Origin of the sequence: Empedobacter brevis (genome assembly GCF_965118635.1) — a bacterium.
Lineage (GTDB): Bacteria > Bacteroidota > Bacteroidia > Flavobacteriales > Weeksellaceae > Empedobacter > Empedobacter brevis_A.
In genome coordinates this window covers 62,803-86,446 of record NZ_CBCPHV010000001.1, presented here as the reverse complement: position 1 = coordinate 86,446, position 23,644 = coordinate 62,803, and the positions used below count along the sequence as shown (strand labels likewise).

19 protein-coding genes are annotated in these 23,644 nt (G+C 31.2%); 12 read left to right on the top strand and 7 right to left on the bottom strand.

The genetic code is table 11. The features are described 5' to 3' along the window. Positions 1 to 159 precede the first annotated feature (159 nt). Positions 160 to 2,922 carry a bifunctional aconitate hydratase 2/2-methylisocitrate dehydratase gene (locus ACMHJW_RS00405; protein WP_413531548.1) on the bottom strand — a complete coding sequence of 921 codons (2,763 nt, stop codon included), beginning with the start codon at positions 2,920 to 2,922 and terminating at the stop codon, positions 160 to 162. Positions 2,923 to 3,637: 715 nt separating this feature from the next. Between ACMHJW_RS00405 and argH the strand changes: the two genes are divergently transcribed. Both argH and ACMHJW_RS00395 read left to right on the top strand, forming a co-directional pair. Beyond that, the gene (argH, locus tag ACMHJW_RS00400) at positions 3,638 to 4,939 is read left to right on the top strand and encodes an argininosuccinate lyase (RefSeq protein ID WP_413531547.1); all 1,302 of its coding nucleotides are present in this window, start codon (positions 3,638 to 3,640) and stop codon (positions 4,937 to 4,939) included. A 232-nt stretch (positions 4,940 to 5,171) separates the two neighbouring features. Further along, positions 5,172 to 5,390, top strand: a complete 219-nt coding sequence (locus ACMHJW_RS00395; RefSeq protein WP_413531546.1) for a hypothetical protein — start codon at positions 5,172 to 5,174, stop codon at positions 5,388 to 5,390. A gap of 72 nt (positions 5,391 to 5,462) precedes the next feature. On the opposite strand, the gene ACMHJW_RS00390 is transcribed toward ACMHJW_RS00395, so the two are convergent. Beyond that, on the bottom strand, positions 5,463 to 7,328 hold the full coding sequence (locus ACMHJW_RS00390) for a GNAT family N-acyltransferase (RefSeq protein WP_413531545.1): 1,866 nt from the start codon (positions 7,326 to 7,328) through the stop codon (positions 5,463 to 5,465). Continuing rightward, positions 7,329 to 8,570, bottom strand: coding sequence for an aspartate kinase (locus ACMHJW_RS00385; protein ID WP_413531544.1), 1,242 nt, complete (start codon positions 8,568 to 8,570; stop codon positions 7,329 to 7,331). It abuts the gene before it with no gap. Between the two features lie 192 nt (positions 8,571 to 8,762). Here ACMHJW_RS00385 and fbp point away from each other — a divergent pair, with 192 nt between their 5' ends. Both fbp and ACMHJW_RS00375 read left to right on the top strand, forming a co-directional pair. Beyond that, complete coding sequence (gene fbp, locus ACMHJW_RS00380; RefSeq protein ID WP_413531543.1) at positions 8,763 to 9,779, top strand: class 1 fructose-bisphosphatase; 1,017 nt, start codon at positions 8,763 to 8,765, stop codon at positions 9,777 to 9,779. Positions 9,780 to 9,903: 124 nt separating this feature from the next. Then, positions 9,904 to 10,140 (top strand): hypothetical protein, encoded by a 237-nt coding sequence (locus tag ACMHJW_RS00375; RefSeq protein WP_413531542.1) that lies wholly within the window; start codon positions 9,904 to 9,906, stop codon positions 10,138 to 10,140. A gap of 149 nt (positions 10,141 to 10,289) precedes the next feature. Here ACMHJW_RS00375 and ACMHJW_RS00370 read toward each other — a convergent pair whose 3' ends face one another. From ACMHJW_RS00370 to ACMHJW_RS00360, 3 genes are all read right to left on the bottom strand, one after another. After that, positions 10,290 to 10,784, bottom strand: coding sequence for a DUF4252 domain-containing protein (locus ACMHJW_RS00370; protein ID WP_413531541.1), 495 nt, complete (start codon positions 10,782 to 10,784; stop codon positions 10,290 to 10,292). 61 nt (positions 10,785 to 10,845) lie between these two features. Beyond that, entirely contained in the window at positions 10,846 to 11,127 is a 282-nt protein-coding gene (locus ACMHJW_RS00365) for a hypothetical protein (protein ID WP_413531540.1), read from the bottom strand. Beyond that, positions 11,127 to 12,863, bottom strand: coding sequence for a 1-deoxy-D-xylulose-5-phosphate synthase (locus ACMHJW_RS00360; protein WP_413531539.1), 1,737 nt, complete (start codon positions 12,861 to 12,863; stop codon positions 11,127 to 11,129). The genes ACMHJW_RS00365 and ACMHJW_RS00360 overlap by 1 nt, the downstream gene beginning before the upstream one ends. Positions 12,864 to 12,934: 71 nt before the next feature. On the opposite strand from ACMHJW_RS00360, the gene ACMHJW_RS00355 reads away from it, so the two are divergent. Genes ACMHJW_RS00355 through ACMHJW_RS00340 form a run of 4 tightly spaced genes read left to right on the top strand, consistent with a single transcriptional unit; the run spans position 12,935 to position 16,568 of the window. After that, positions 12,935 to 13,513 (top strand): DUF3109 family protein, encoded by a 579-nt coding sequence (locus ACMHJW_RS00355; protein ID WP_413531538.1) that lies wholly within the window; start codon positions 12,935 to 12,937, stop codon positions 13,511 to 13,513. Between the two features lie 7 nt (positions 13,514 to 13,520). Next, the gene (locus tag ACMHJW_RS00350) at positions 13,521 to 15,182 is read left to right on the top strand and encodes a DUF6909 family protein (protein WP_413531537.1); all 1,662 of its coding nucleotides are present in this window, start codon (positions 13,521 to 13,523) and stop codon (positions 15,180 to 15,182) included. A 5-nt stretch (positions 15,183 to 15,187) separates the two neighbouring features. Further along, the gene (locus ACMHJW_RS00345; RefSeq protein WP_413531536.1) at positions 15,188 to 16,192 is read left to right on the top strand and encodes a Gfo/Idh/MocA family protein; all 1,005 of its coding nucleotides are present in this window, start codon (positions 15,188 to 15,190) and stop codon (positions 16,190 to 16,192) included. Further along, the gene (locus ACMHJW_RS00340; RefSeq protein ID WP_413531535.1) at positions 16,173 to 16,568 is read left to right on the top strand and encodes an acyl-CoA thioesterase; all 396 of its coding nucleotides are present in this window, start codon (positions 16,173 to 16,175) and stop codon (positions 16,566 to 16,568) included. The genes ACMHJW_RS00345 and ACMHJW_RS00340 overlap by 20 nt, the downstream gene beginning before the upstream one ends. Positions 16,569 to 16,630: 62 nt before the next feature. On the opposite strand, the gene ACMHJW_RS00335 is transcribed toward ACMHJW_RS00340, so the two are convergent. Next, complete coding sequence (locus tag ACMHJW_RS00335; protein WP_413531534.1) at positions 16,631 to 17,152, bottom strand: acyl-CoA thioesterase; 522 nt, start codon at positions 17,150 to 17,152, stop codon at positions 16,631 to 16,633. Between the two features lie 175 nt (positions 17,153 to 17,327). On the opposite strand from ACMHJW_RS00335, the gene ACMHJW_RS00330 reads away from it, so the two are divergent. From ACMHJW_RS00330 to ACMHJW_RS00315, 4 genes are all read left to right on the top strand, one after another. Next, positions 17,328 to 17,729 (top strand): hypothetical protein, encoded by a 402-nt coding sequence (locus tag ACMHJW_RS00330; protein WP_413531533.1) that lies wholly within the window; start codon positions 17,328 to 17,330, stop codon positions 17,727 to 17,729. Between the two features lie 158 nt (positions 17,730 to 17,887). Further along, entirely contained in the window at positions 17,888 to 18,967 is a 1,080-nt protein-coding gene (locus tag ACMHJW_RS00325; RefSeq protein ID WP_413531532.1) for an efflux RND transporter periplasmic adaptor subunit, read from the top strand. 19 nt (positions 18,968 to 18,986) lie between these two features. Beyond that, the gene (locus tag ACMHJW_RS00320) at positions 18,987 to 22,154 is read left to right on the top strand and encodes an efflux RND transporter permease subunit (protein ID WP_413531531.1); all 3,168 of its coding nucleotides are present in this window, start codon (positions 18,987 to 18,989) and stop codon (positions 22,152 to 22,154) included. Then, the gene (locus ACMHJW_RS00315; protein WP_413531530.1) at positions 22,147 to 23,595 is read left to right on the top strand and encodes a TolC family protein; all 1,449 of its coding nucleotides are present in this window, start codon (positions 22,147 to 22,149) and stop codon (positions 23,593 to 23,595) included. Before ACMHJW_RS00320 ends, ACMHJW_RS00315 begins: the two co-directional genes overlap by 8 nt. The last annotated feature ends 49 nt before the right edge of the window (positions 23,596 to 23,644 follow it).

Below are 23,644 nucleotides of genomic sequence, written 5' to 3'. Positions count from 1 at the left end.
CAATATACTGAATTATTTAATAATTTACATCGCTAAATGATTAATACTCTTATTTATATCAATTCTAACTTAATTCATCACAACATATATTTAAGGTATAAAAAAACCGAGATTATCTAAAGATAATCTCGGTTGATATATTCTTTTTCTCAGAACAAATTAGTTCATTGAAATTGGTTTAAATTTTGTTAAGTTAATCCCTTCTACAGCAGCTTTATATTCTTCGATTGAAGGAATACGTCCTAAAATTGCTGATAAAACAACTACTGGAGTAGAAGCTAATAAAGATTCTCCTTTTTTACCATCGCGGTCTTCAACAACACGACCTTGGAATAAACGTGTAGATGTAGCCATTACAGTATCTCCTTTTTCTGCTTTTTCTTGGTTACCCATACAAAGGTTACATCCAGGACGCTCTAAATACATAATATTTTCGTATTCTGTACGCGCTGTTGATTTTGGTAACAAGTCACTAAATTCAAATCCTGAATATTTTTGTAACATTTCCCAATCTCCTTCAGCTTTCAATTCGTCAATAATGTTATAAGTAGGTGCAGCAACAACTAAAGGCGCTTTGAATTCAACTTTACCATTTGCTTTTTCTACATTACGTAACATTTGAGAAACGATTTTTAAATCATCTTTGTGCACCATACAAGATCCTACGAAACCTAAATCTACGTGTTTATCTCCTCCGTAGTAAGTTAAATCACGGATTGTATCGTGTGTATAACGTTTAGAAACATCAGCATTATTTACATCTGGATCGGCAATCATTGGCTCATCAATAATATCTAAGTCAATTACAACCTCAGCATAGTATTTTGCATTTGCATCTGGAGTTAAAGCTGGTTTTTCTCCAGATTTAATTTCTTCGATACGTTTATTTGCTTTATCAATTAATCCTTGTAAAACTTTATTTTTGTTATCCATTCCCTTATCGATCATAATTTGGATACGAGATTTGGCAATTTCTAACGATTGGATTAAAGTATCATCTTGAGAAATACAAATAGATGCTTTTGCTTTCATTTCTGCTGTCCAATCTGTAAATGTAAATGCTTGATCCGCTAATAATGTTCCGATATGAACTTCAATAATACGACCTTGGAATACATTTTCTCCGTCAAATTGTTTCAACATCTGTGCTTGAGTTGCATGAACTACATCACGGAAATCCATGTATTCTTTCATCTCTCCTTTGAAAGTTACTTTTACAGACTCTGGAATTGGCATAGAAGCTTCACCTGTTGCTAAAGCTAAAGCTACAGTTCCTGAATCGGCACCAAAAGCAACTCCTTTAGACATACGTGTGTGAGAATCTCCTCCAATAATAATCGCCCATTCATCAATTGTAATATCATTCAATACTTTATGAATAACATCTGTCATTGCATGGTATTCCCCTTTAGGGTCACGCGCTGTAATTACACCGAAATCATTCATAAATTTCATCAATTTAGGAATATTTGCTTGTGCTTTTTTATCCCAAACTGAAGCTGTGTGACATCCTGATTGATATGCACCATCAACTGTTGGAGCAATAACTGTAGCAGCCATTGCTTCTAACTCTTGAGATGTCATCAAACCTGTTGTGTCTTGAGAACCTACAATGTTTACTTTAACACGAACATCAGAACCAGCATGTAAAACTTTTCCTGGAGTAGATCCAACTGCATTATTATTGAAAATTTTCTCAACTGCTGTTAAACCTTGACCTTCATTTGAAATCTCTTTTGAAGGAGCGAAAACTACTGGCGCTTCGATACCTAAAGTTTGAGCCGCAAATGTTTGAATTTTTTTACCAAAAACGATTGCATAAGAACCTCCTGCTTTGATAAATTCCATTTTTTGAGGAGTTAATGATCTTGAAATATCAATTAACTCTTGATCTCCATTATATAATTTTTTAGTTTTAGTATTAATTGTTAAAACTGTTCCTGTAGCAACTGAGTAAACTTCTTCTAAAACTGGATCTCCAGCTTCGTTACGAACAACATCTCCATTTGCATCAACTTTTTTCGTCCAGTTTTTCAAATCAATTCCAATACCTCCTGTTACATCAACAGTTGTTAAGAAAATTGGAGAAATTCCATTTGTACCAGCAACAATTGGCGCAATATTTACGAAAGGAACATAAGGCGATGCTTGTTTCCCTGTCCATAAAGCAACGTTGTTAACTCCTGACATACGAGAAGAACCAACTCCCATTGTACCTTTTTCAGCGATTAACATTACAGAAGCATCTGGATGTTGTGCTTGCAAAGCTCTAATTTCTGCTTGAGCTTCTGGTGTAATCATACATTGACCATGCAATTCTCTATCCGAACGAGAGTGTGCTTGGTTACCTGGAGATAATAAATCTGTAGAAATATCTCCTTCAGCAGCAATATAAGTTACTACTTTTATTTCTTCTGCAACAGCTGGTAACTCTGTAAAGAATTCTGCTTTTGCATAACTTTCTAAAATATCTTTTGCGATTGCATTTCCTGCTTTAAAAGCATCAGCTAAACGAGCTGTATCTGCATCATATAAGAAAACTTGTGTTTTAAGAACTTCAGCAGCTTGTTTTGCAATTGCTTCATCGTTTCCTAAAGCTAAATCTAAAAGAACCTCAATAGATGGCCCTCCTTTCATGTGAGATAATAATTCGAAAGCATAAGTTGGTGTAATTTCAGCAACTGTAGCTTCTCCTAAAATAATCTCTTTTAAAAATTTTGCTTTTACACCTGCAGCAGATGTTGTTCCTGGCAAAGTATTATAGATAAAGAATTTAACAGAATCCTCGCGGTATTCGTTGTTAACATCTTTAATTTGATTAATGATTTCACTTAGTAATTCTGCACCATCAATTGGTTTTGGATGTAAACCTTGACCTTTTCTTTCTTCAATCTCGTTAAGATACTCTTGATAAAGACTCATAATTATCTATCTTTTCTTTTTAAATATTAAAGATTGTTTAAAATCAAGCTACTTACACCTGATTTCATTCAATCAAAATGAATTATATAATAACACTTTGTTGTATCGTTACATCTTATGCAATTTTTTTCAAAAAAAACATTTTGGCATAGGCAACTACTGTTATCAGAATACAAACTAAGTATGTAATTTTTTTCGAAGTGTAATTTTTAAGAATTTAACTCTAACAAAATCAATACAAATAAGTATTTGAGAAAGAGATAAAATCATAAATTTTACATTAACAATTATCTAAACAAATATGCGTTTAGCTATAAATTGATACACAAAATTACGTTTATAGTAATGATTTTTCATCAAAGGATGATATATTTTAGTTATATTTTAATAATTTAGAATTATTATAAAAAAGGTCTAAATTTCACTTTGACAATATTTTAAACGAAAATAAATACAAGTTAAAAATTTAAGAGTTGTTAAAATATCAAGTTCATAATTTTCAGGTCATATTTTTACGAAATTAAATTATTTCAAAACTTTAATAAACATTCAATAATCATTCTTTCGAAATGTTATCAAACATCTAAATAATCTAAAAAACCAATTAAAAATTCTCAATATGAATAAATATTTAATAAGATTAATAATTATACATATTTAATGAAATATTATACAAGTTTTTATTAGCTTTGCATCTTAATTCATTATTATAGATATGAAACTTTGGGACAAAGGTTTTACCATTAATGATAAAATCGAAAAATTTACTGTAGGAAAAGACAGAGAATTAGATGCTCATCTTGCAAAATACGATGCATTAGCATCCAAAGCACAAGCAAATATGCTTGCAAAAACAGGCTTGATTAGTAATTTAGAAAATGATGCTTTACAAATTGCTTTAGATGAAGTTTTGGTGTTAATTGCTGAGAATAATTTCGAAATAGATGAAAATTACGAAGATATACATTCAAAAATTGAAGCTTTTTTGATTGAGAAAACTGGAGATGCTGGAAAAAAAATTCACGTTGCACGTTCTCGAAATGATCAAGTTTTAGTGGCTATTCAACTTTTTGAAAAACATTATTTAAAACAGATTACAGATAAAATCATCAAGCTAATTGATATCTTTTTACAAAAAGCTGAAGAATTTAAAAACTATCAATTACCAGGCTATACACATTTTCAGGCAGCTATGCCAAGTAGTTTCGGAATGTGGTTTTCTGCTTATGCAGAAAGTTTATTGACCGATTTATACTTTTTTGAAGCAGCTTATAAAATTTCTGATCAAAATCCTTTAGGTTCTGGAGCTGGTTTTGGAACAAGTTTCCCAATTGATCGTTTACAAACAACTCAAGAATTAGGTTTTTCTGAAATTTTAGTTTCTTCTGTTGGTGCGCAAATGTTACGTGGGAAAACAGAAAAATCTGTTGCAACGGCTTTAGCTATGATTTGTGGAACATTATCTAAAATGTCATACGATTTGGTTTTATACAATTCACAAGATTTGGCCTTTGTAAAATTACCAAACGAAATGACAACAGGATCATCGATTATGCCACATAAGAAAAATCCTGATGTATTCGAATTAACGCGCGCGCATTGTAATAGAATCCAAGCTTTGCCAAATGATATTATGATGACGATAAATAATCTTCCAAGTGGATATCATCGCGATTATCAAATTCTAAAAGAAATCTTGTTCGAACCAATGATGCAATTTGATAATATTATTGATATTTTGACATTTGCAATTCCTCAACTTCAGATTAAAGATAATTATCTAAATCAAGAAAAATACGATCCTATTTATACCGTAGAAAACATAAACGAAGCGATCAAAAATGGAACTCCTTTCCGTGATGCTTACAGACAAGTTGGTTTATCTGTAGAAAATGGAACATACGTCCCACACAAAGAATTTCAAACTTCACATATCGGAAGTATTCATAATTTGAGATTAGATTTAATTTCAAATAAAATTGAAAAATTCAAATTAGAAGCTCAAGTTTTAAAATAACAGCTGAAATCTTAGGAAAAATCACGAATGAATTATAAAATTTGAGAATAAATTCTTTTAATAAACTTTATAATTTCGGAAAATTTCTATGCTAAATAAATGATTGATTGATTTTTGTAAAATCTTTTTATTTTACAAAATAATTACAAACGTTTTTTATTCTATCAGGTCAAAATCATTCTAAATTTGACCTATCAAATAACAAAACGTTTAATTAATTAAATTTTAGAAGATGAAAAAATTTTTCGCAGTAGTTGCAGTAGCAGCTTTATCATTAGGAGCAGTATCTTGTGGAGAGAAAACTGAAGAAGCACCAGTAGAAGAAGCACCAGCTACAGATTCTGCTACAGCAGTAGTTGATTCAGCAGTAGCTCCAGTAGCTGACTCTGCAGCAGCAGTTGTTGATTCAGCAGCAGCTCCAGCAGCAGATTCTACAGCAGTAGCTAAATAATTAAAGCGAAGCTAAAATATAAAAGCGCTTAACTAGGTTAAGCGCTTTTTTTATGTTTGAATTTTATATTCTTTAAATAAAATTTCCGTCAAATTTTCCTGATTGAATTTTACGATCCAATTCTGCTTGAATATCTTCTAGAACAGGACGAACAGTAGATTCTGGTATATCTGAAACTCTTATATACATTAAACCATCTATCGCGTCATTAAACTTTGGATCGACATTAAATGCTATGACTTTCGCATTTTGTTTGATGTATTTTTTGATTAAAACTGGTAAACGCAACATATTAGGTTCAAGCTCATCAATTAATTTATCAAATTTATTTAAATCAGCTTCAGATTCATCAAAAATAAATTCTTTATCCTCTTCTTTTAATTTTACTTTAAATTCATTCTTTGCTCGCACATATTGTGCAACCGTTGAATCGTAGTAATGAGATTTCATAAACTCAATCATCAATGATTTTGAAAAATCAGAAAACTGATTACTAATACTTACACCACCAATAATGAATTTTTGATTTGGATTTCTCAACGTAACATGTACAATTCCTCTCCACAATAAGAAAAGTGGCATTGGTTTTTGCTGATATTCAGCCGAAACAAAAGCTCTACCCATTTCGATACATTTCTTAAAAAAAGGATGTATTTCTGGATCGAAATTAAATAACTCGTTCACATAAAATCCATTGATTCCATATTTTTCGTATACTTCTGAACCAATTGCCATACGATAAGCCCCAACAATCTTGTTAGTTTCCTTATCCCATAAAAACAAATGATGATAATGATTATCAAATCTATCCAAATCAATTTCGTCATTTGTTCCTTCTCCAATTGCTCGGAAAGTAATTTCTCGCAAACGACCGATTTCTCTTAAAATATTTGGAATTTGTTGCGCTGTTGCAAAAAAACATTCGTAATTATTATTCGTAAATAATAACGCTTGTTCATCCTTTTGCAATTCTGTAATGTCTTGCAATAACAGTTCTAAAGGCGTTTCTGAAATTACAGGCTTAACCTTTTTATTTGAAGAAGATAAACTTGGTAAATTCGGAATTTTTAGCTCGATATGTGTCGGATTTTTTAAGACTTCAGTAAAACTTCTTTTCTGATTATAGTAAGAAGAAAGCATGTAAGTTTTCTTTCTCAAAAATGCTGAATAATCTTGAATTGTCTCGTGTTCATCTTGCTGTTTTTGCAAAATTGGTTTTCCTATTCGAATCTGAATTGGACGAGTTCGTTTCTTCATCATTTCTGCAGGCAACATCGCTGTTTGAAAATCTGGATGAAGTTTTGCTAAGCGATAAAAAACATTGCTATTTCTCGCTCTAAAAAACATAGGAACAACAGGAACTTTAGCTTTCTTAATCAACTTCATTGCTGATTCTTGCCATTCTCTGTCTATTATTCTTCTTTCTTCATCACGGAACGAAACTTCTCCTGCAGGAAAAATTCCCAAACATCCTCCATCTCTTAATAATTTTAATGCATCTCGCATCCCAGAAAGACTATTGTAAGCTTCTTTTCTTGTTTCGAAAGGATTAACTGGAATAATCATAGGATCTAATGGTTTAATTTTCTGCAATAAAAAATTACCCATCACCTTAAAATCAGGACGAATTTTTGACATGCAATGCATCAAAATAATTCCATCCAATGCTCCTAACGGATGATTAGAAATAATAATAAATGGTCCTTCTTTTGGAATACGTTTCAAATCTTCTTCGTGGATTTCGTAATCCACTCCCATATCATCTATTAAGTAATCTAAAAAAGGTTCACATTCTAAATGTTTTCCTCTGTTATATAAATCATTTAACTGATCTATACTGAAAATTTTTTTCAATGTCCAAGCTACAGGTTTTCCTAAAACTCCAATTTTAGAAAGACCTGATGCCGAATAGATATCTTGTGTAGTAATTAAACTCATTTAAGCTTTTACAACGATTTGTAATGTTTCACGTACTGTTTGACGCAATAACTCTTTTTCTTTTGATACAACTTTATCTGAATCTGAATTGAAATGACGAATAGTGTACAATAAAACATTATTTTCTTCTTGTACTTTGAATTCTTCGTTCATATCAGCTACAAACTTATCTAAATTGTTGTATTTATCCTCTAAACATAAAGATAGTGAAATTGCAGAATTTTGCATCAGATTCACTTTGATTTGATAATCATATAGTTTATTGAAAATTCCACTTAATTTATCTTCTGTAATAAATGAAAAATCTTTACTCGATAAACGTACTAAGTGTTGATCTCTTTTCAGAATAAAACAAGGAACTTTTGGTTCTAATGGTTGACCTTTTGCTACTTCTGTTCCTGCTTCTGTTGGATTAATAAATGATTTAACGAAGAAAGGAATTTCCTTTTGTTGAAGCGGTTGCAATGTTTTCGGGTGAATAACAGATGCTCCGTAATATGCCAATTCTATTGCTTCTTCATATGAAATATGGTGCAATAATTCTGCATTATCAAAATAACGTGGATCTGCATTTAAAACACCTGGAACATCTTTCCAAATCGTCATACTTTCAGCATTTAGACAATATGCAAAAATAGCAGCTGAATAATCTGATCCTTCTCTTCCTAAAGTTGTTGTAAAGAAATTAAGATCAGAGCCAAGGAAACCTTGTGTTATAAATAATCCTGTTTGCGTCAGTTTTGTAATATTCTCTTCTGTTAATTTCCAGTTTACTTTTCCTTCGCGGTATGTATTATCTGTTTTGATGTAATCGCGAACATCCAACCATTCATTCGTAATCTTAATAGAATTAAGATACATACTGATAATTTTTGTCGAGATTAACTCTCCACAGCAAACAATTTGATCATATACATAGCTATAATTTGGTGATTTATTTCGTCTTAGAAATGAAACAATATCATCAAAAAATTGTGAAATCTCATTCGAAACTTCTGTTGCATCATCAAATAATTCTTTTGCTAAATCAATATGTTGTTCCTTAACATTCTTGATAGTTTTTTCGAAATCATCCTTTTCAAAATAACGTTTGACTACTTCTTCTAATGCATTTGTTGTCTTGCCCATAGCAGAAACTATTACGCATGTATTTTCGTAACCAACAGATTGCAGTAATTCTGCAACATTTCTAACGCCGGCTGCATCTTTTACAGAAGCACCACCGAATTTGAAAACTTTCATTCCTATAAAAACTTTTTTTTACAATTAATTAACTTGCAAATATAACCAAACTACAATTATATCTTAACTGAATCAACTTAAAATGAAAAATAAATTTGTCAAATGATTTTCATATATTTAGATTAATTTCAAACGTTTGAAATGGTGAAAAATTAAGTTTTTATTCCGATATTTGACGAGCAAAACATAATTATGAACACAAATTCTCATCAAACTCTCGGAGAGTTTATCATAGAAAATCAAGCCGATTTTATTTATTCATCTGGAGAGCTATCTCGATTACTAAGTTCTATTAAATTAGCAACAAAGGTTGTCAATTACAACGTTAACAAAGCTGGTTTAGTTAGTATTTTAGGTGAAGTCGGTAATGAAAATGTCCAAGGAGAAAAACAACAAAAATTGGATGTTTTCGCAAACGAAACTTTTATAGATACTTTATCACAGCGTGAAGTTGTGTGTGGAATCGCTTCAGAAGAAAATGAAGATTTTATTGCAATTCAACCTTCCAAAAATTCTAAAAACAGTAAATACGTTGTATTGATTGACCCTTTAGATGGTTCTTCTAATATTGATGTTAACGTTTCTGTAGGAACTATTTTTTCTATTTATCACCGTGTTACAGAACCAGGAACGCCAGTTACAATAGAAGATTTTTTACAACCAGGAAATAAGCAAGTTGCAGCTGGATATGTTATCTATGGAACATCGACAATGTTGGTTTACACAACTGGGAATGGCGTTAATGGATTTACTTTAAATCCAGGAATCGGAACATTTTATTTATCTCATCCAAATATGTGTATTCCTGAAGATGGAAACATTTATTCTGTGAACGAAGGTAATTATGTAAAATTCCCACAAGGAGTTAAAAATTACATAAAATACTGTCAGGCAGATGAAGAAGACCGCCCGTATACTTCTCGTTACATAGGTTCTCTTTGTTCGGATTTTCACCGAAATATGTTGAAAGGAGGAATATATATCTATCCTTCAGGAACAAATAATCCAAACGGAAAATTGCGTTTATTATACGAATGTAATCCTATGGCCTTTATTGCAGAACAAGCTGGAGGAAAAGCTTCAGATGGTTTTAATCGTATTATGGATGTTGAACCAACAGAATTACACCAACGTATTCCTTTCTTTTGCGGTTCAAAAAACATGGTTGAAAAAGCTGAAGAATTTATGCGAAATGAAGACTTGAAATAGATTTATTAAAACAAAATTATAAAAGTCCGAAGCGAATTATTTTCTTCTGATTTTTTATATATCATATTAAGTAAAGCATTTTCATCTATCTTTAATATATGATACTAATCCTATTATAAATATAATGAAAAACTACAGATTTCTTGGATTTATGATTATCCTTTTTATATCAAATAGTTGTTTGATGATGAAATTGCCTGAAGCAAAAATTCAGATAATTCGCTTATCCGATATAGGAAAAAGTTGTTTAGGTTATGATGAAGAAGATTATTTAGCTGAAAAAACTCGAAAGTCTAAAAATAATTATACAACTTCTCTTTATAATGAAAATGGATGCAAAAGATTTATACATCTTAGATGATAGTAAATTAAATATCAAGAAGTTTTTTGAAAATACAAAATTGTTTATAAATCATCAGGTAGTCATTTATTATAGAGAATATAATTTTAAAGATAAATCTATTAAACTTGTTTATAAAATAAAGCCAACTAATTAGCTGGCTTTTTATATTATTTCAAAATTTCTGCTAAATCTATAATATCTTCAGCGGAAACTTTATCCAAAATTTTATCTAAATCTGCTCTTGGAATATCTAATTTTGAGTCAATAACTAATACATTTTGTAAACCATTAATTCCAAAAATCATTTTTTTAACACGACCTTGATCTTCTTGTAATGAAATATTCAAACGGCTGTCTTTCGCTTTGAATTTCACTAAATTTTCAAATCTCTCACCGCGCATAGACGATTGTAAATCATTCATGATTCTTTTTTGTTTTCCTTGTCCAGCATCTGAAACAACAAATACTTTTGCTGATTTTAGATAATTAAATAAATCTGTCCCACCAGCTTTCCCAGCTAATTTTAAGGCAAAAGAAGGTAAAGGAATTACAGTCGCTTGTTTGTCATATTTTGTGTAAAATTCATGCATATTATTGGTTGTGCTGCAAGATTGTAATGTCAACAATAGTGCTACAAAAGATAAACCGATTATTTTTTTCATTGGTTGTGTGTTTATAAATTAGAGAAAGCCATTACAACTCTCGTACCGAAAATTATGAAGTTTAAAAATATTCAATAATTCCTAAAATCAAATAGAAAATTGATGCAATAATAAAAATAGTTGCAAATAAATATATACTTTTTAATCTAATTAATCTAATAGAATTATTACTTCTCAAACCATCACTAATATACTCTAATTTGTCTTTTTGTTCCAATCCAAAACTTAAATTTTGTTTAATCTTTTTCTTTTTAAATGGGTTGTTTAAAATGACGGCTATAATCAGTATTGCTAAACCAAATAAAAAAGAATTCAAAGCTTCTTTAAAATATTCATGTTTCATTACAAATAACTTTTTATCATTTCTAAAATCGATGAATTATCTAAACCAACTATTTCCTCTAATTCAGAAATTGAAGCATGTTCGATAAATTCATCTGGATAGCCATTAATTGAGACATTTCCTTTGTAGTGAATTGTATTTAGAAATTCTAAAATTCCACTTCCAAAACCTCCTTTTTTAATTCCATCTTCAAAAGTTATAATAGTTGAATATTTTAATGAAATTGCTTTCAATCGAGATTCATCCAACGGTTTGATAAATGGAAAATCAATCAAGGCAACTTTACTTTGAAGGTTATGTTGAATAATAATTTCTTCAATTCGAGAACTAATCAATCCAGTTGAAAGAATGGCTAATTGATTTCCTTCAAAAATAATTTCAGATTTACCAATTTCTATTTTCTCAATTTTAGAATCACTTGTTTGGATGTTATTTTTTGGATAACGAATCGCAAATGGTTGAGTTGTAAATTGAGCTGTATACAATAGATTTTTAAAATCTTTTTCATTTCGAGGCGAAGAAACAATCATATTTGGTATTTCGCGCAAATATGCAATATCAAAATATCCATGATGCGTTGCGCCATCTGTACCGACAAAACCAGCACGATCAATGCAAAATACAACAGGTAGATTTTGTAAAGCAACATCGTGAATAACCTGGTCATATGCTCGCTGTAAAAATGTAGAGTAAATAACACAATACGGAATGGTATTTTGTGTTGCTAAACCAGCCGCAAATGTAACAGCGTGTTGCTCAGCAATCCCAACATCAAAAACTCGTTCTGGGAAAACTTGTTGACATTTCACCAAATTGCTTCCTGTTAACATCGCAGGAGTTATGGCAACGATTTGTGAATTATTTTGAAGAAGTTCATGCATTGTTTCACCAAAAACATCTTGAAAAGATTTCTTCTTTTTCTCTAATTTAATTTTGCCTGTTATCTTATCAAATAAACCTGGCGCGTGCCATTTTACTTGATTAATTTCAGCTTGTTTATAGCCTTTTCCTTTAATGGTTTTGATGTGTAAAACTTTTGGACCTTTTATCAAATCTGCTTGTTCAAAAGCTTGAAACAATTGTTCAAAATTATGTCCGTCAATTGTTCCAATAAAATTTAAACCAAAATTGGTAAAAATGTTTTCTGATTGATTTTTTAATGATTTAAAATGTTTTTTTAATCCTCCAACCGAAGGATCAATTCCCATATCATTATCATTTAGAATGACTAAAACATCTAAATCTGTTGATCCAAGATGATTTAAAGCTTCCAAACTCATTCCAGAAGTAATTGATGCATCACCAATAATGGCAATATGTTTACGATTAATCTGATTAATTCTATCTGCTGTTGCCATTCCAACAATTGCTGAAATTGAAGTAGATGAATGCCCAACTCCAAATGTGTCAAACTCACTTTCTGTTCGTGTTGGAAAACCAGAAATTCCATTTTTTTGGCGTAATGAATCAAAAATTTGTTGACGGCCTGTCAAAATTTTATGTGGATAACTTTGATGACCTACATCCCAAAGTAATAAATCTGTTGGTGTATTGTAATGATAATGCAACGCAAGCGTTAATTCAATAACACCTAAACTAGCTCCTAAATGCCCCGGTTTTACACTTAAGGTTTCTAAAATAAATTCGCGCATCTCGTGAGCTAAATCCTTTAGTTGAGATGTTTCAAAATGCCTAAGTTGCTTAGGATGATTGATTTTTGAAAGTAGATTATCCATTATTCTTTTACAAAATTACATTTTTCTGAGGAATTTTCCGTACCTTTGTATGTTACAAAATTTAATGTAACATGTTCCAAATAGGAAAAACCCTTGTATCTCAAGAACTACTAAATGAAGATTTTGTTTGTAATCTAAACAAATGTAAAGGGATTTGTTGTGTAGAAGGTGACGCTGGCGCACCTTTGAATGAAGACGAACTAACTGTATTAGACGATATTTATGAAGATGTAAAACCTTATTTGCGTCCCGAAGGAATTGCGGTTATAGAGCAAGAAGGTAAATACACAATGGATACTGACGGAGATTGGGTAACTCCATTAGTCAATAACCGCGAATGTGTTTATTTAGTTTTCGAAGAAAATGGTTTTTCAAAATGTGGAATTGAGAAAGCATACGAAGACGGAAAAATAGATTACAAAAAACCGATTTCGTGTCATTTATATCCAGTGCGTGTTAAGGAATATTCAAATTTCACTTCAGTTAACTACGATGTATGGGATATTTGCGCAGATGCTTGTACCTTAGGAAAAGAATTGAAAGTGAATGTCGCAACATTTGCAAAAGATTCGTTAGTCCGAAAATTTGGACAAGAATGGTATAATGAATTAATGACCATTCAACAAGAATTAAACAACCAAAAAAAGTAAAAAATTTATGTCAATAACAAGAGCAAGAAGATCTACTGACGCTATTGAAAGATTATATATATCAATGCGTCATTTATTTCATAGAGGAGTGTACCGTCCATCTGGTGCACCTGGAAAAATTTTAAGAAATTTATTATTTGAAATCAATCCTGAAATCTACGGATCAATGACAGATCCAAACAAAGTAGAATTAAGTGGATTAATGTACGTTTTAGATCGTTTACCAGAAGGAATTGTAGAAACACCTTACGTGTCTTTTACATCTGATGAAGGTTATGATCGTTCTATTTTTACACCAATCATTCCTGCAAAACGTCGTCGTTTTTGCTACAGAATTGATGATGATCAAATGAATATTGAAATTTCTCGTGGTCGTTCTGATATTTATGATGTTTTAACGCATTTAACATTTTTATACAATGAAGCAGATAAAATCAGAAATAGAGCATTTAGCAATGAAACACTTTCGAAAAGTAGAGCATGGGAATTTATTGAAAATGTTGTATTTGATGAAGTGGAAATTTCGCGTAAAGAGCGTGAAGTTGCTTTGATGCATTTATCAACAATTTTAGGAAGAACGTTTGAAGAAACTCAAGAAATCCACAACTATTTTGGAACTTCTGAAGACAAAGATCGTTTTTTCCGAATTGTTTATTGGATGGGATATACAAGTCAACAAGATCGCATCGGAACAAAGAAACGTGAAATTACATTTACCTCAACATTACGTGAATCGATTGGTCATCACATGATTGGAGAAAAATGGGCAAATGAAATCAAACGTGTATTATTTGAAAATAATCTTCAAGACAAAAATATTCATATCATTTCTGCAAATATGCACAGTGTATCAAACATGTTATATGCATATGATGGATTGAAAAGAAAATACAAAAATGATGGAGTAGAAATTTACGAAGATTTAAGCGCTTCAAACAACAAAATGTTGAGAGAATCGTTAAATGAATATACTCAACAAAACGGTTTAGTTTACATCAAAGATCAATCAGGAACAAATATCGATGTTCAGATTATTGATTTATCTAAAGTAAATGTTGCAAACTCTGCGTTTTCTTATGCAAAAGATAAAAACAATGAAGTAATCATTGTAATGGATTATGCCTTTGGAGAACAAGCATTCGAAGCAATGGACGAATTGTTGAAACCATACAAAGTTGGAGATGTAAGATTCAAAATGAATGTAAAATCTGTCGCAATTATGGGAAAAGCTGGAATTCTGGAAGGAAACAAAGGAGATATTATGATTGCAACTGCTCATGTTTTCGAAGGAACAACAGATAACTATGTGTTTGAAAACGAATTAACGAAAGAAGATTTCGAAGGACAAGGTTTAGGTGTTTACGAAGGACCAATGATTTCGGTTTTAGGAACTTCTTTGCAAAATAAAGATGTTTTAGAATATTTCAAAAATTCGTCTTTCCAAGCAATTGGATTAGAAATGGAAGGAGCACATTATCAAAAAGCAATTCAAGTTGCTTCAAAAATTAGACATCATATAGACAAAGATGTAAAAGTAATGTATGCTTATTACGCTTCTGATAATCCTTTAGAAACAGGAAGTACATTAGCTTCTGGAGGTTTAGGATTAACAGGTGTAAAACCAACATATCTAATTACACAAAAGATATTAGAAAAAATTATTAAATAAATTTAATGAAAAAATTTTCCATTTTAGGCTACGGTCACATTGGTCGTGTACATGAACAAGCGATAGATGAAACGGAAAACGCACAACTAATCTCGGTAATAGATTTTAATTTACCAGATGATTTACCAGTTAAAGGTTATTCTACTCTTGAAAGTTTTCTAAAAGAAGACCAAGAAACCGATGTTGTTGTGATTGCTACGCCAAATGGTTTGCATCGTGAACATGCCATTCGTTGCTTAAAAGCTGGAAAAAATGTCTTGATTGAAAAACCAATTGCACTAACTGTAGAAGATGCAAAAGAAATCTTGAAAGTTGCTGAAGAAAAAAAACGTAGAGTTTTTACTTCCATGCAACTTCGTTTTTCTCCGGTTGTGCAATATGTAAAGAATTTAATCGATAATAATTCTTTAGGAAAAATTTTTATGGTGAATATCAATTGTTATTGGAATCGCAATAAAAATTATTATAAATTGAGAGAATGGCATGGAAATCTAGAAATGGATGGAGGAGTTTTATTCACTCAATTCTCTCATTTTATTGATATTATGAACTTTTGGTTTGATGAGGTAATTTGTACAAATTCAAAAAGTTTCAATTTTACGCATAACGATATTACTGCATTTGATGATTCTGGATGTGTCGATTTTATTGCCGACGAAGCAATTGGACATATGATTTATACAACGTCTGTTTTCAATAAAAATTTTGAAAGTAATATCACTATTATTGCTGAAAAAGGAACAATAAAAATTGGCGATCAATATCTAAATCAAATGATTTATTCAGATTTGAAAAATGTTTGTTGTTCAAACAAAATGTCAACAGATCAAAAGAATTTTCATCCAAATGCAATTGCTGAAATTTCTGATGCTTTAACTCGTGATAACGAATCTTTGTTAGAAGGAAAATATGCTATAAATTTAGTGAAATTTATATCGGAAGCTAATTTTTTAGCAAAAGAGGGTAAACAAGAAAAAATAACAGAAAATTATGAAATTTCACACTCGTAAATGGGTAAAACCAGAAGATCTTAATCCAAATAAAACACTTTTCGGAGGAAAACTTTTGGCTTGGATTGATGAAGAAGCAGCTTTATATAGCATTGTTCAACTTGAAAATTCGCATGTTGTAACTAAGCATATGTCTGAGATAAACTTTATGGCTTCAGCAAGAGAAGGAGATATTGTAGAAATAGGAATAGAAGTTGTAAAATTTGGAACAACCTCTTTAAGCTTACAATGTGAAGTGAGAAATAAAATGACTCATGAAACAATTATTACAGTTGATCGAATCACAATGGTGAACCTTGATGAAAATGGTAAACCAAAAGCACATGGGAAAACACAAGTAGAATATGTTGTTGATCGATTAATAAAGAAAGATTAATAAAAATCTATATAATAAAAAAGTCGAAACATAGTTTCGACTTTTTTATTATAATTCTGATTTTACTCTACAATAAACAACGATTTTAGTTCATGCGCATCAGCTGGATTCATTCGTCCAGATAAGATTAAACTTAATTGTTTACGACGCAAAGCAGCTTCATAACGCTCAATTTCTTGCTCAGTTTCTGGGATCAATTCAGGAACTTGTACAGGTTTATTGTCATTATCTACCGCAACAAATGTGTAAATTCCACTATTTGTTTGGTTATACGTACTATTATCATAATCGTAAACATATACATCAACATAAACTTCCATTGAAGATTTGAATGCACGCGTTACTTTAGATTCTAACTTCACTGTACTTCCCATTGGAATAGGAATATTAAAAGCAACGTGATTTACGCTTGCTGTTACAACCAAGAAACTTCCGCCATGCATTTTTGCAGAAATAGAAGAAATTCTGTCCATAGAAGCTAATAATTCACCTCCAAACATATTTCCTAAATTATTGGTTTCATTCGGTAAAACCAGATTTGTCATCACTGCTAATGACTCTTTTGCTGTTTTTGCTTTCGCCATAAACTTTTGTTTGTTCTCTGCAAATTTCAACAAAATATTTGATTATTTAAAATACTTCTTGCTACATATTTAAGTATTTGTAAATAAATTAATTATAAAAACAAATAAATTTTATAGTTAAAAAATGTTAATATAGATTTTTATATTATTTCATATCTTACATTTGAACAGAATTATGAAAACGTTTGTCACATATCTGTTATCTGCTTTATTTCTGCTGTTTTTCGCAGAAACTAAAGTGTTTGCTGGTACACAACATTTTCAAGGAAATTTAACTTCACAAACAGTTGTCAACGATAATACACATATTTATCATGCAGGTAAAATTGTTGAAACTAAATTTTCTAAATCTTCAAATTCGAATCAATTACAAGAATTAAATCCTGGTGTCGAAGCAATCGATGAGAATTTTCAAACATCAAATAAAGTTGATCTAGAAACTTGTATCAAATTATTAAGCGTTGTTTTAGTCTTAAATTTTATTATTCAAGGTTTAAGAAAGAAACATATCTTCTACAATAAAAGCATCAAATTTTCGAGTTGTAAGTACATTTTGTTACGTACAATTAGAATCTGATTGATTTCTAAAATTTTTAAAATTACACAAAAAACATAGCGTTCAGTCCGTGAATAGCTGAGCTCTTGTATATTTCTATGTGTAATATTTCTTGGTAAAACTACTTCTGTCAAGAAATCAATTTAATCAAATTTTACATTTAATAAGTTAGAAGAATTATGAAAAGAGTCGCATTGTTTGTCGCTCTAAGTACTGTTTTATTGACAACAAGTTGTTCAAAAAAAGAGGAAAAAGAAGAAGTGAAAGATTATCCAATCACAACGCCAATCAAAATGGATACAATTGTGGATAAGGATTATGTTGCCCAAATTCAATCGGTACGAAATATAGAAATTCGTGCACAAGAAAAAGGTTATTTACAAAAAATATTTGTGGATGAAGGGCAATATGTACATGCAGGTCAATTGATGTTTCGCATTATGCCTTCGATATATCAAGCCGAATATTTAAAATCAAAAGCAGAAGTAAAAGAAGCACAAATCGAATTGCAAAATTCGGCAACTTTAGCAGATAATAATGTCGTTTCGAAAAATGAGAAAGCAATTGCACAAGCACGATTAGAAAAATCAAGAGCAGAAATGCAATTAGCTCAATTACATTTATCATTTACAGATATTCGTGCTCCTTTTTCTGGAGTGATTGATAGAATTCCAATGAAATTAGGAAGTTTAATTGACGAAGGAATGTTGTTGACAAATTTGTCTGATAACTCATCAATGTTTGCTTATTTCAATGTTTCTGAGCCTGAATATTTAGATTATCAAACAAATGTACAGAACAGAGCTAGTAAACAAGTTTCATTGATTATGGCGAATAATAAACCTTTACCAGAAAAAGGTTTGGTCGAAACAATAGAAGGAGAATTCAACAACGAAACTGGAAATATTGCTTTTCGTGCGCGTTTTGCTAATCCAAATCATTTATTGAGAAATGGTGAAACAGGAAAAGTGAAAATGACTGTGCCATTACACGATGTTTTATTAATTCCGCAAAAAGCAACTTACGAAATTCAAGATAAAACGTACGTTTTTGTTGTTGATAAAAATGGTGTTGTGAAATCAAGAAATATTACGATTGGTTTAGAAATGCCAGATATTTATGTCGTAGAAAGCGGACTTTCGGAGAAAGATAATATTTTGTTGGAAGGTGTTCAGAAAGTGAAGGATGATGATAAAATCAAAACGAAATTTATTGCACCTAAAAAAGTTCTTTCATCATTAAAATTAAAATCAAACTAATCTAAAAAAAATCAAAATTATGTTTGATAAATTTATTCGAAGACCCGTTCTTTCGATTGTCATTTCGTTGATTATAGTTTTCTTAGGAATTCTATCATTAGTCAAATTACCTGTTACACAATTCCCTTCAATTTCGCCTCCAAAGGTTAATATCACAGCAGAATATCCTGGTGCGAATAACGAATTGTTGATAAAATCTGTTGTTATTCCATTAGAACGCGCGCTAAATGGTGTTCCTGGAATGAAATATATTACATCTGATGCAGGGAATGATGGAGAAGCTTCTATTCAAGTAATTTTTGATTTAGGAACTGATCCAAATATTGCAGCAGTAAATGTGCAAAACCGTGTTTCTTCTGTTGTAAATAAACTTCCGCCATTGGTTGTGCGTGAAGGAGTAAAAATCACGCGAGAAGAATCGAATATGTTGATGTACATTAACTTGTATAGTAACGATCCAAAAGCAGATCAACAATTCTTATATAATTATGCAGATATTAATATTTTATCTGAATTAAAACGTGTTAATGGAGTTGGACAAGCTGATATTTTAGGAAACAGAGAATATGCAATGCGCGTATGGTTGAAACCAGATCGTATGCAAGCTTATAGTATTTCTGCAGATGATGTAATGAAAGCGTTAGACGAACAGAGTATTGAAGCTTCGCCTGGGAAAACTGGCGAAAGTTCAGGAAAACGTTCAGAAGCATTCGAATATGTACTGAAATATTCAGGTCGATATAATACAAAAGAACAATATGGAAATATCATTTTAAGAGCAAATTCTAACGGAGAAATCTTACGTTTGAAAGATGTTGCAGATATCGAATTTGGAAGTTCAATGTATGATATCTATTCAACATTGAATGGAAAACCTTCTGCGGCAATTGTGATAAAACAATCGTACGGAAGTAATGCGAGCGAAGTCATCAAAAATATCAAAACTTTGATGGCAGATTTGAAAGAAAATAATTTACCAAAAGGAATGGATTACGAAATTTCTTATGATGTTTCGAAATTCTTAGATGCTTCCATGGAAAAAGTTGTACATACACTTTTCGAAGCCTTTGTATTGGTTGGTATTGTAGTATTTCTATTCTTAGGTGATTGGCGTTCTACATTAATCCCTGCATTAGCAGTTCCTGTTTCTTTGATCGGAACTTTTGCTTTGATGAGTTTCTTTGGAATTACATTAAACTTGATTTCTCTTTTTGCATTAGTTATGGCAATTGGAGTTGTTGTCGATGATGCGATTGTTGTTATAGAAGCGGTGCATGCCAAGATGGAAGAGAAAAATCTCTCTCCTTTACGAGCGACAGAAGAAGCGATGCGCGAAATTAGTGGTGCAATTATAGCGATTACATTTGTAATGGCAGCTGTGTTTGTTCCTGTTGCATTTATGTCTGGTCCAGTTGGTATTTTTTATCGACAATTCTCGATTACTATGGCAACATCAATTATTTTATCAGGAATTGTAGCCTTAACGCTAACTCCAGCTTTATGTGCAATGATTTTGAAGAATAATCATAATCAACCAAGAAAGAAAACGATATTAAATAGATTCTTATTAAAGTTTAATAATTTGTTTAATAAAGGATCTTTTAAATATGAGAAAGTTTTAAACAAAACAGTAAATAAAAGAACCGTTACTTTCGGAATATTATTAGCATTTTGTGCGGGAGTTTTCTTCTTGAATAATAGTTTGCCTTCAGGTTTTATTCCTAATGAAGATCAAGGAATGTTTTATGCAATTATTCAAACTCCTCCAGGATCTACATTAGAAAGAACAAATGAAGTTTCTCAAAAATTACAAAAAATTGCAGAAGGCATAGATGGCGTTTCATCAGTTTCGTCTTTGGCGGGTTACGAGATTTTAACAGAAGGAACTGGAGCGAATTCAGGAACTTGTTTAATAAACTTGAAAAGTTGGGAAGATCGATCAAAATCTGCTGAAGAAATTATTAAAGAATTAGAAGAAAAAGCAGGAAATATAAATGGTGCGAATATCGAATATTTTCAACCGCCTTCTGTTCCTGGATATGGTGCAGCTGGAGGTTTTGAATTGAGATTGTTGGATAAAGCAGGTAGTGGCGATTATCATAAAATGGAAGAAGTGAGCCGTGATTTTGTAAAAGAATTAAGCCACCGTCCAGAATTAAGTTCTGTTTTCACATTTTATAGTGCTTCGTTTCCGCAATATGTCTTAAAAATTGATAATGATATTGCTGAGCAAAAAGGTGTTTCTATCGAAAATGCAATGGATAATTTATCAACTTTGGTTGGTTCTAATTACGAAACAAGTTTCATCAAATTCGATCGTCCTTATAAAGTAATGGTACAAGCTTCACCAGAATATCGTGCGTTGCCAGAAGATTTATTAAAGCTGTATGTTAAAAACGATCAAGGTGAAATGGTTCCTTATTCAGCTTTTATGAAAATAGAAAAAGTATATGGATTATCCGAAATAACACGTCATAATATGTACAATGCTGCAGAAATTAGTGGAACTCCAGCGCAAGGTTATAGTAGTGGACAAGCGATTGCAGCTATTAATGAAGTAGCAAAAAATACATTGCCTCGTGGTTTTGGTATTGATTGGGCAGGGATTTCGAAAGATGAGGTTTCTCGTGGAAATGAAGCAGTCATTATTTTCGCAATCTGTTTAATTTTCGTTTACATGATCTTAGCAGCACAATACGAAAGTTTTATTTTGCCTTTACCAGTTATTATCTCATTACCAACAGGAATTTTTGGTGCATTTTTCTTCTTAAAATTATTAGGATTAGAAAATAATATTTATGCACAAGTTGCAATGGTCATGTTGATTGGGCTTCTTGGTAAAAATGCGGTGTTAATTATTGAGTTTGCAGTGCAGAAACATAGCGAAGGATTATCAATTGTAAGATCAGCGATAGAAGGTGCAGGTGTTCGTTTTCGTCCAATTTTAATGACTTCTTTTGCATTCATTGCAGGTCTTATTCCGTTGGTTATTGCATCGGGTCCAGGAGCTGTAGGAAATAGAACAATTGGTACTGCTGCTGCGGGAGGAATGTTGTTCGGAACTATTTTCGGGTTGTTTATCGTACCTGGTTTGTATGTTGCTTTTGGTGCTCTGGCAGATAAAATGCAATTGGTAAAATATGAAGATGAAAATCCTTTAACTGAAGAAATCTCTGAAGATGAATAAAAATAGCTTAAAAAATATAATCGCAATAAGTCTTTTTGGAACAATGATTTGGAGTTGTAAAGCTCCTGCAGTAAGCAAAGAAATAGAAAATCATCAAGCGCCAAAAATTCCAGAAACTTATCAAAATACGATAAATGATGATAAACCAAATTCTGGATTAACTCCTTGGAAACAATTTTTTACTGATCCTAATTTGGTCGTTTTGATTGAAGAAGCCTTAAAAAATAACCAAGAATTAATGATAACACTTCAAGAAATAGAAATTGCTAAAAATGAAGTATTATACAAAAATGGAAAATTAACACCAACAGTTGCAGCAACAGCTGGTGTTGGTGTAGAAAAAGTTGGTCGTTATACAAGTCAAGGTGCAGGAGATGCTTCTACTGAAATAAAACCAGGAAAAGAAATGCCCGATCCGTTGATGGATTATGCAATTGGATTAAATGCTGATTGGGAAGTTGATATTTGGAAGAAGTTACGAAATTCAAAAGATGCTTCAATTGCGCGTTATTTATCAACAGTTGAAGGAAAGAATTTTGTTTTGACTAATTTGATTTCTGAAATTGCTTCATCTTACTATGAATTGTTATCGTTGGATAGCCAATTAGATTTAATTCATCGAAATATTGCTTTACAAAAAGAATCGCTTCGAGTAGTGAAAATTCAGAAAGAAGCAGCTCGTGAAACACAATTGGCAGTTAAGAAATTTGAAGCAGAATTACTAAAATCAGAAAGCGAAGAATTTAATATCAAACAAGATATTACAGAAACAGAAAATAGAATTAATGCTTTATTGGGAAGATATCCGCAAACAATAAAACGTGATGGTTCTTCATTCATGGATTTAATTCCACAAACAATGCATGCAGGAATTCCATCCGAATTATTGTCAAATCGTCCTGATATCAAACAAGCAGAATTAGAGTTGAAGGCTTCTGCTTTAGATGTTAAAGTTGCTCGTGCAGAATTTTATCCGTCGCTTAATATTTCAGCTACTTTAGGATTGAATGCATTCAAACCGTCTTATTTGGTGAAAATGCCAGAATCTATTTTATATTCATTAGCAGGAGAATTAGCTGCGCCTTTAATTAATAAAAGTGCAATAAAAGCTGAATTCAATACAGCAAATGCTCATCAAATTCAAGCTTTGTATGAATATGATAAAACAATTTTGAATGCTTATTTAGATGTTGCAAATCAAATGTCTAAGATTAATAATTTAGAACAAAGTTATTCTTACAAAGATAAACAAGCAAAAGCACTTGTAGAATCTATTGATATTGCGAATCAGTTGTTTAAAAATAATCGTGCCGATTATTTAGAAGTATTAACAACTCAGCGCGATTTATTGGATGCTAAAATGGAACTAATCGAAACAAAAGAAAAACAATTGAGTACAGTTGTCGCTATTTACAAAAGTTTAGGCGGAGGCTGGAAATAGTTTTCATATTCATTCTAACAAAAGAAATAAGCTGTCCTTTGGACAGCTT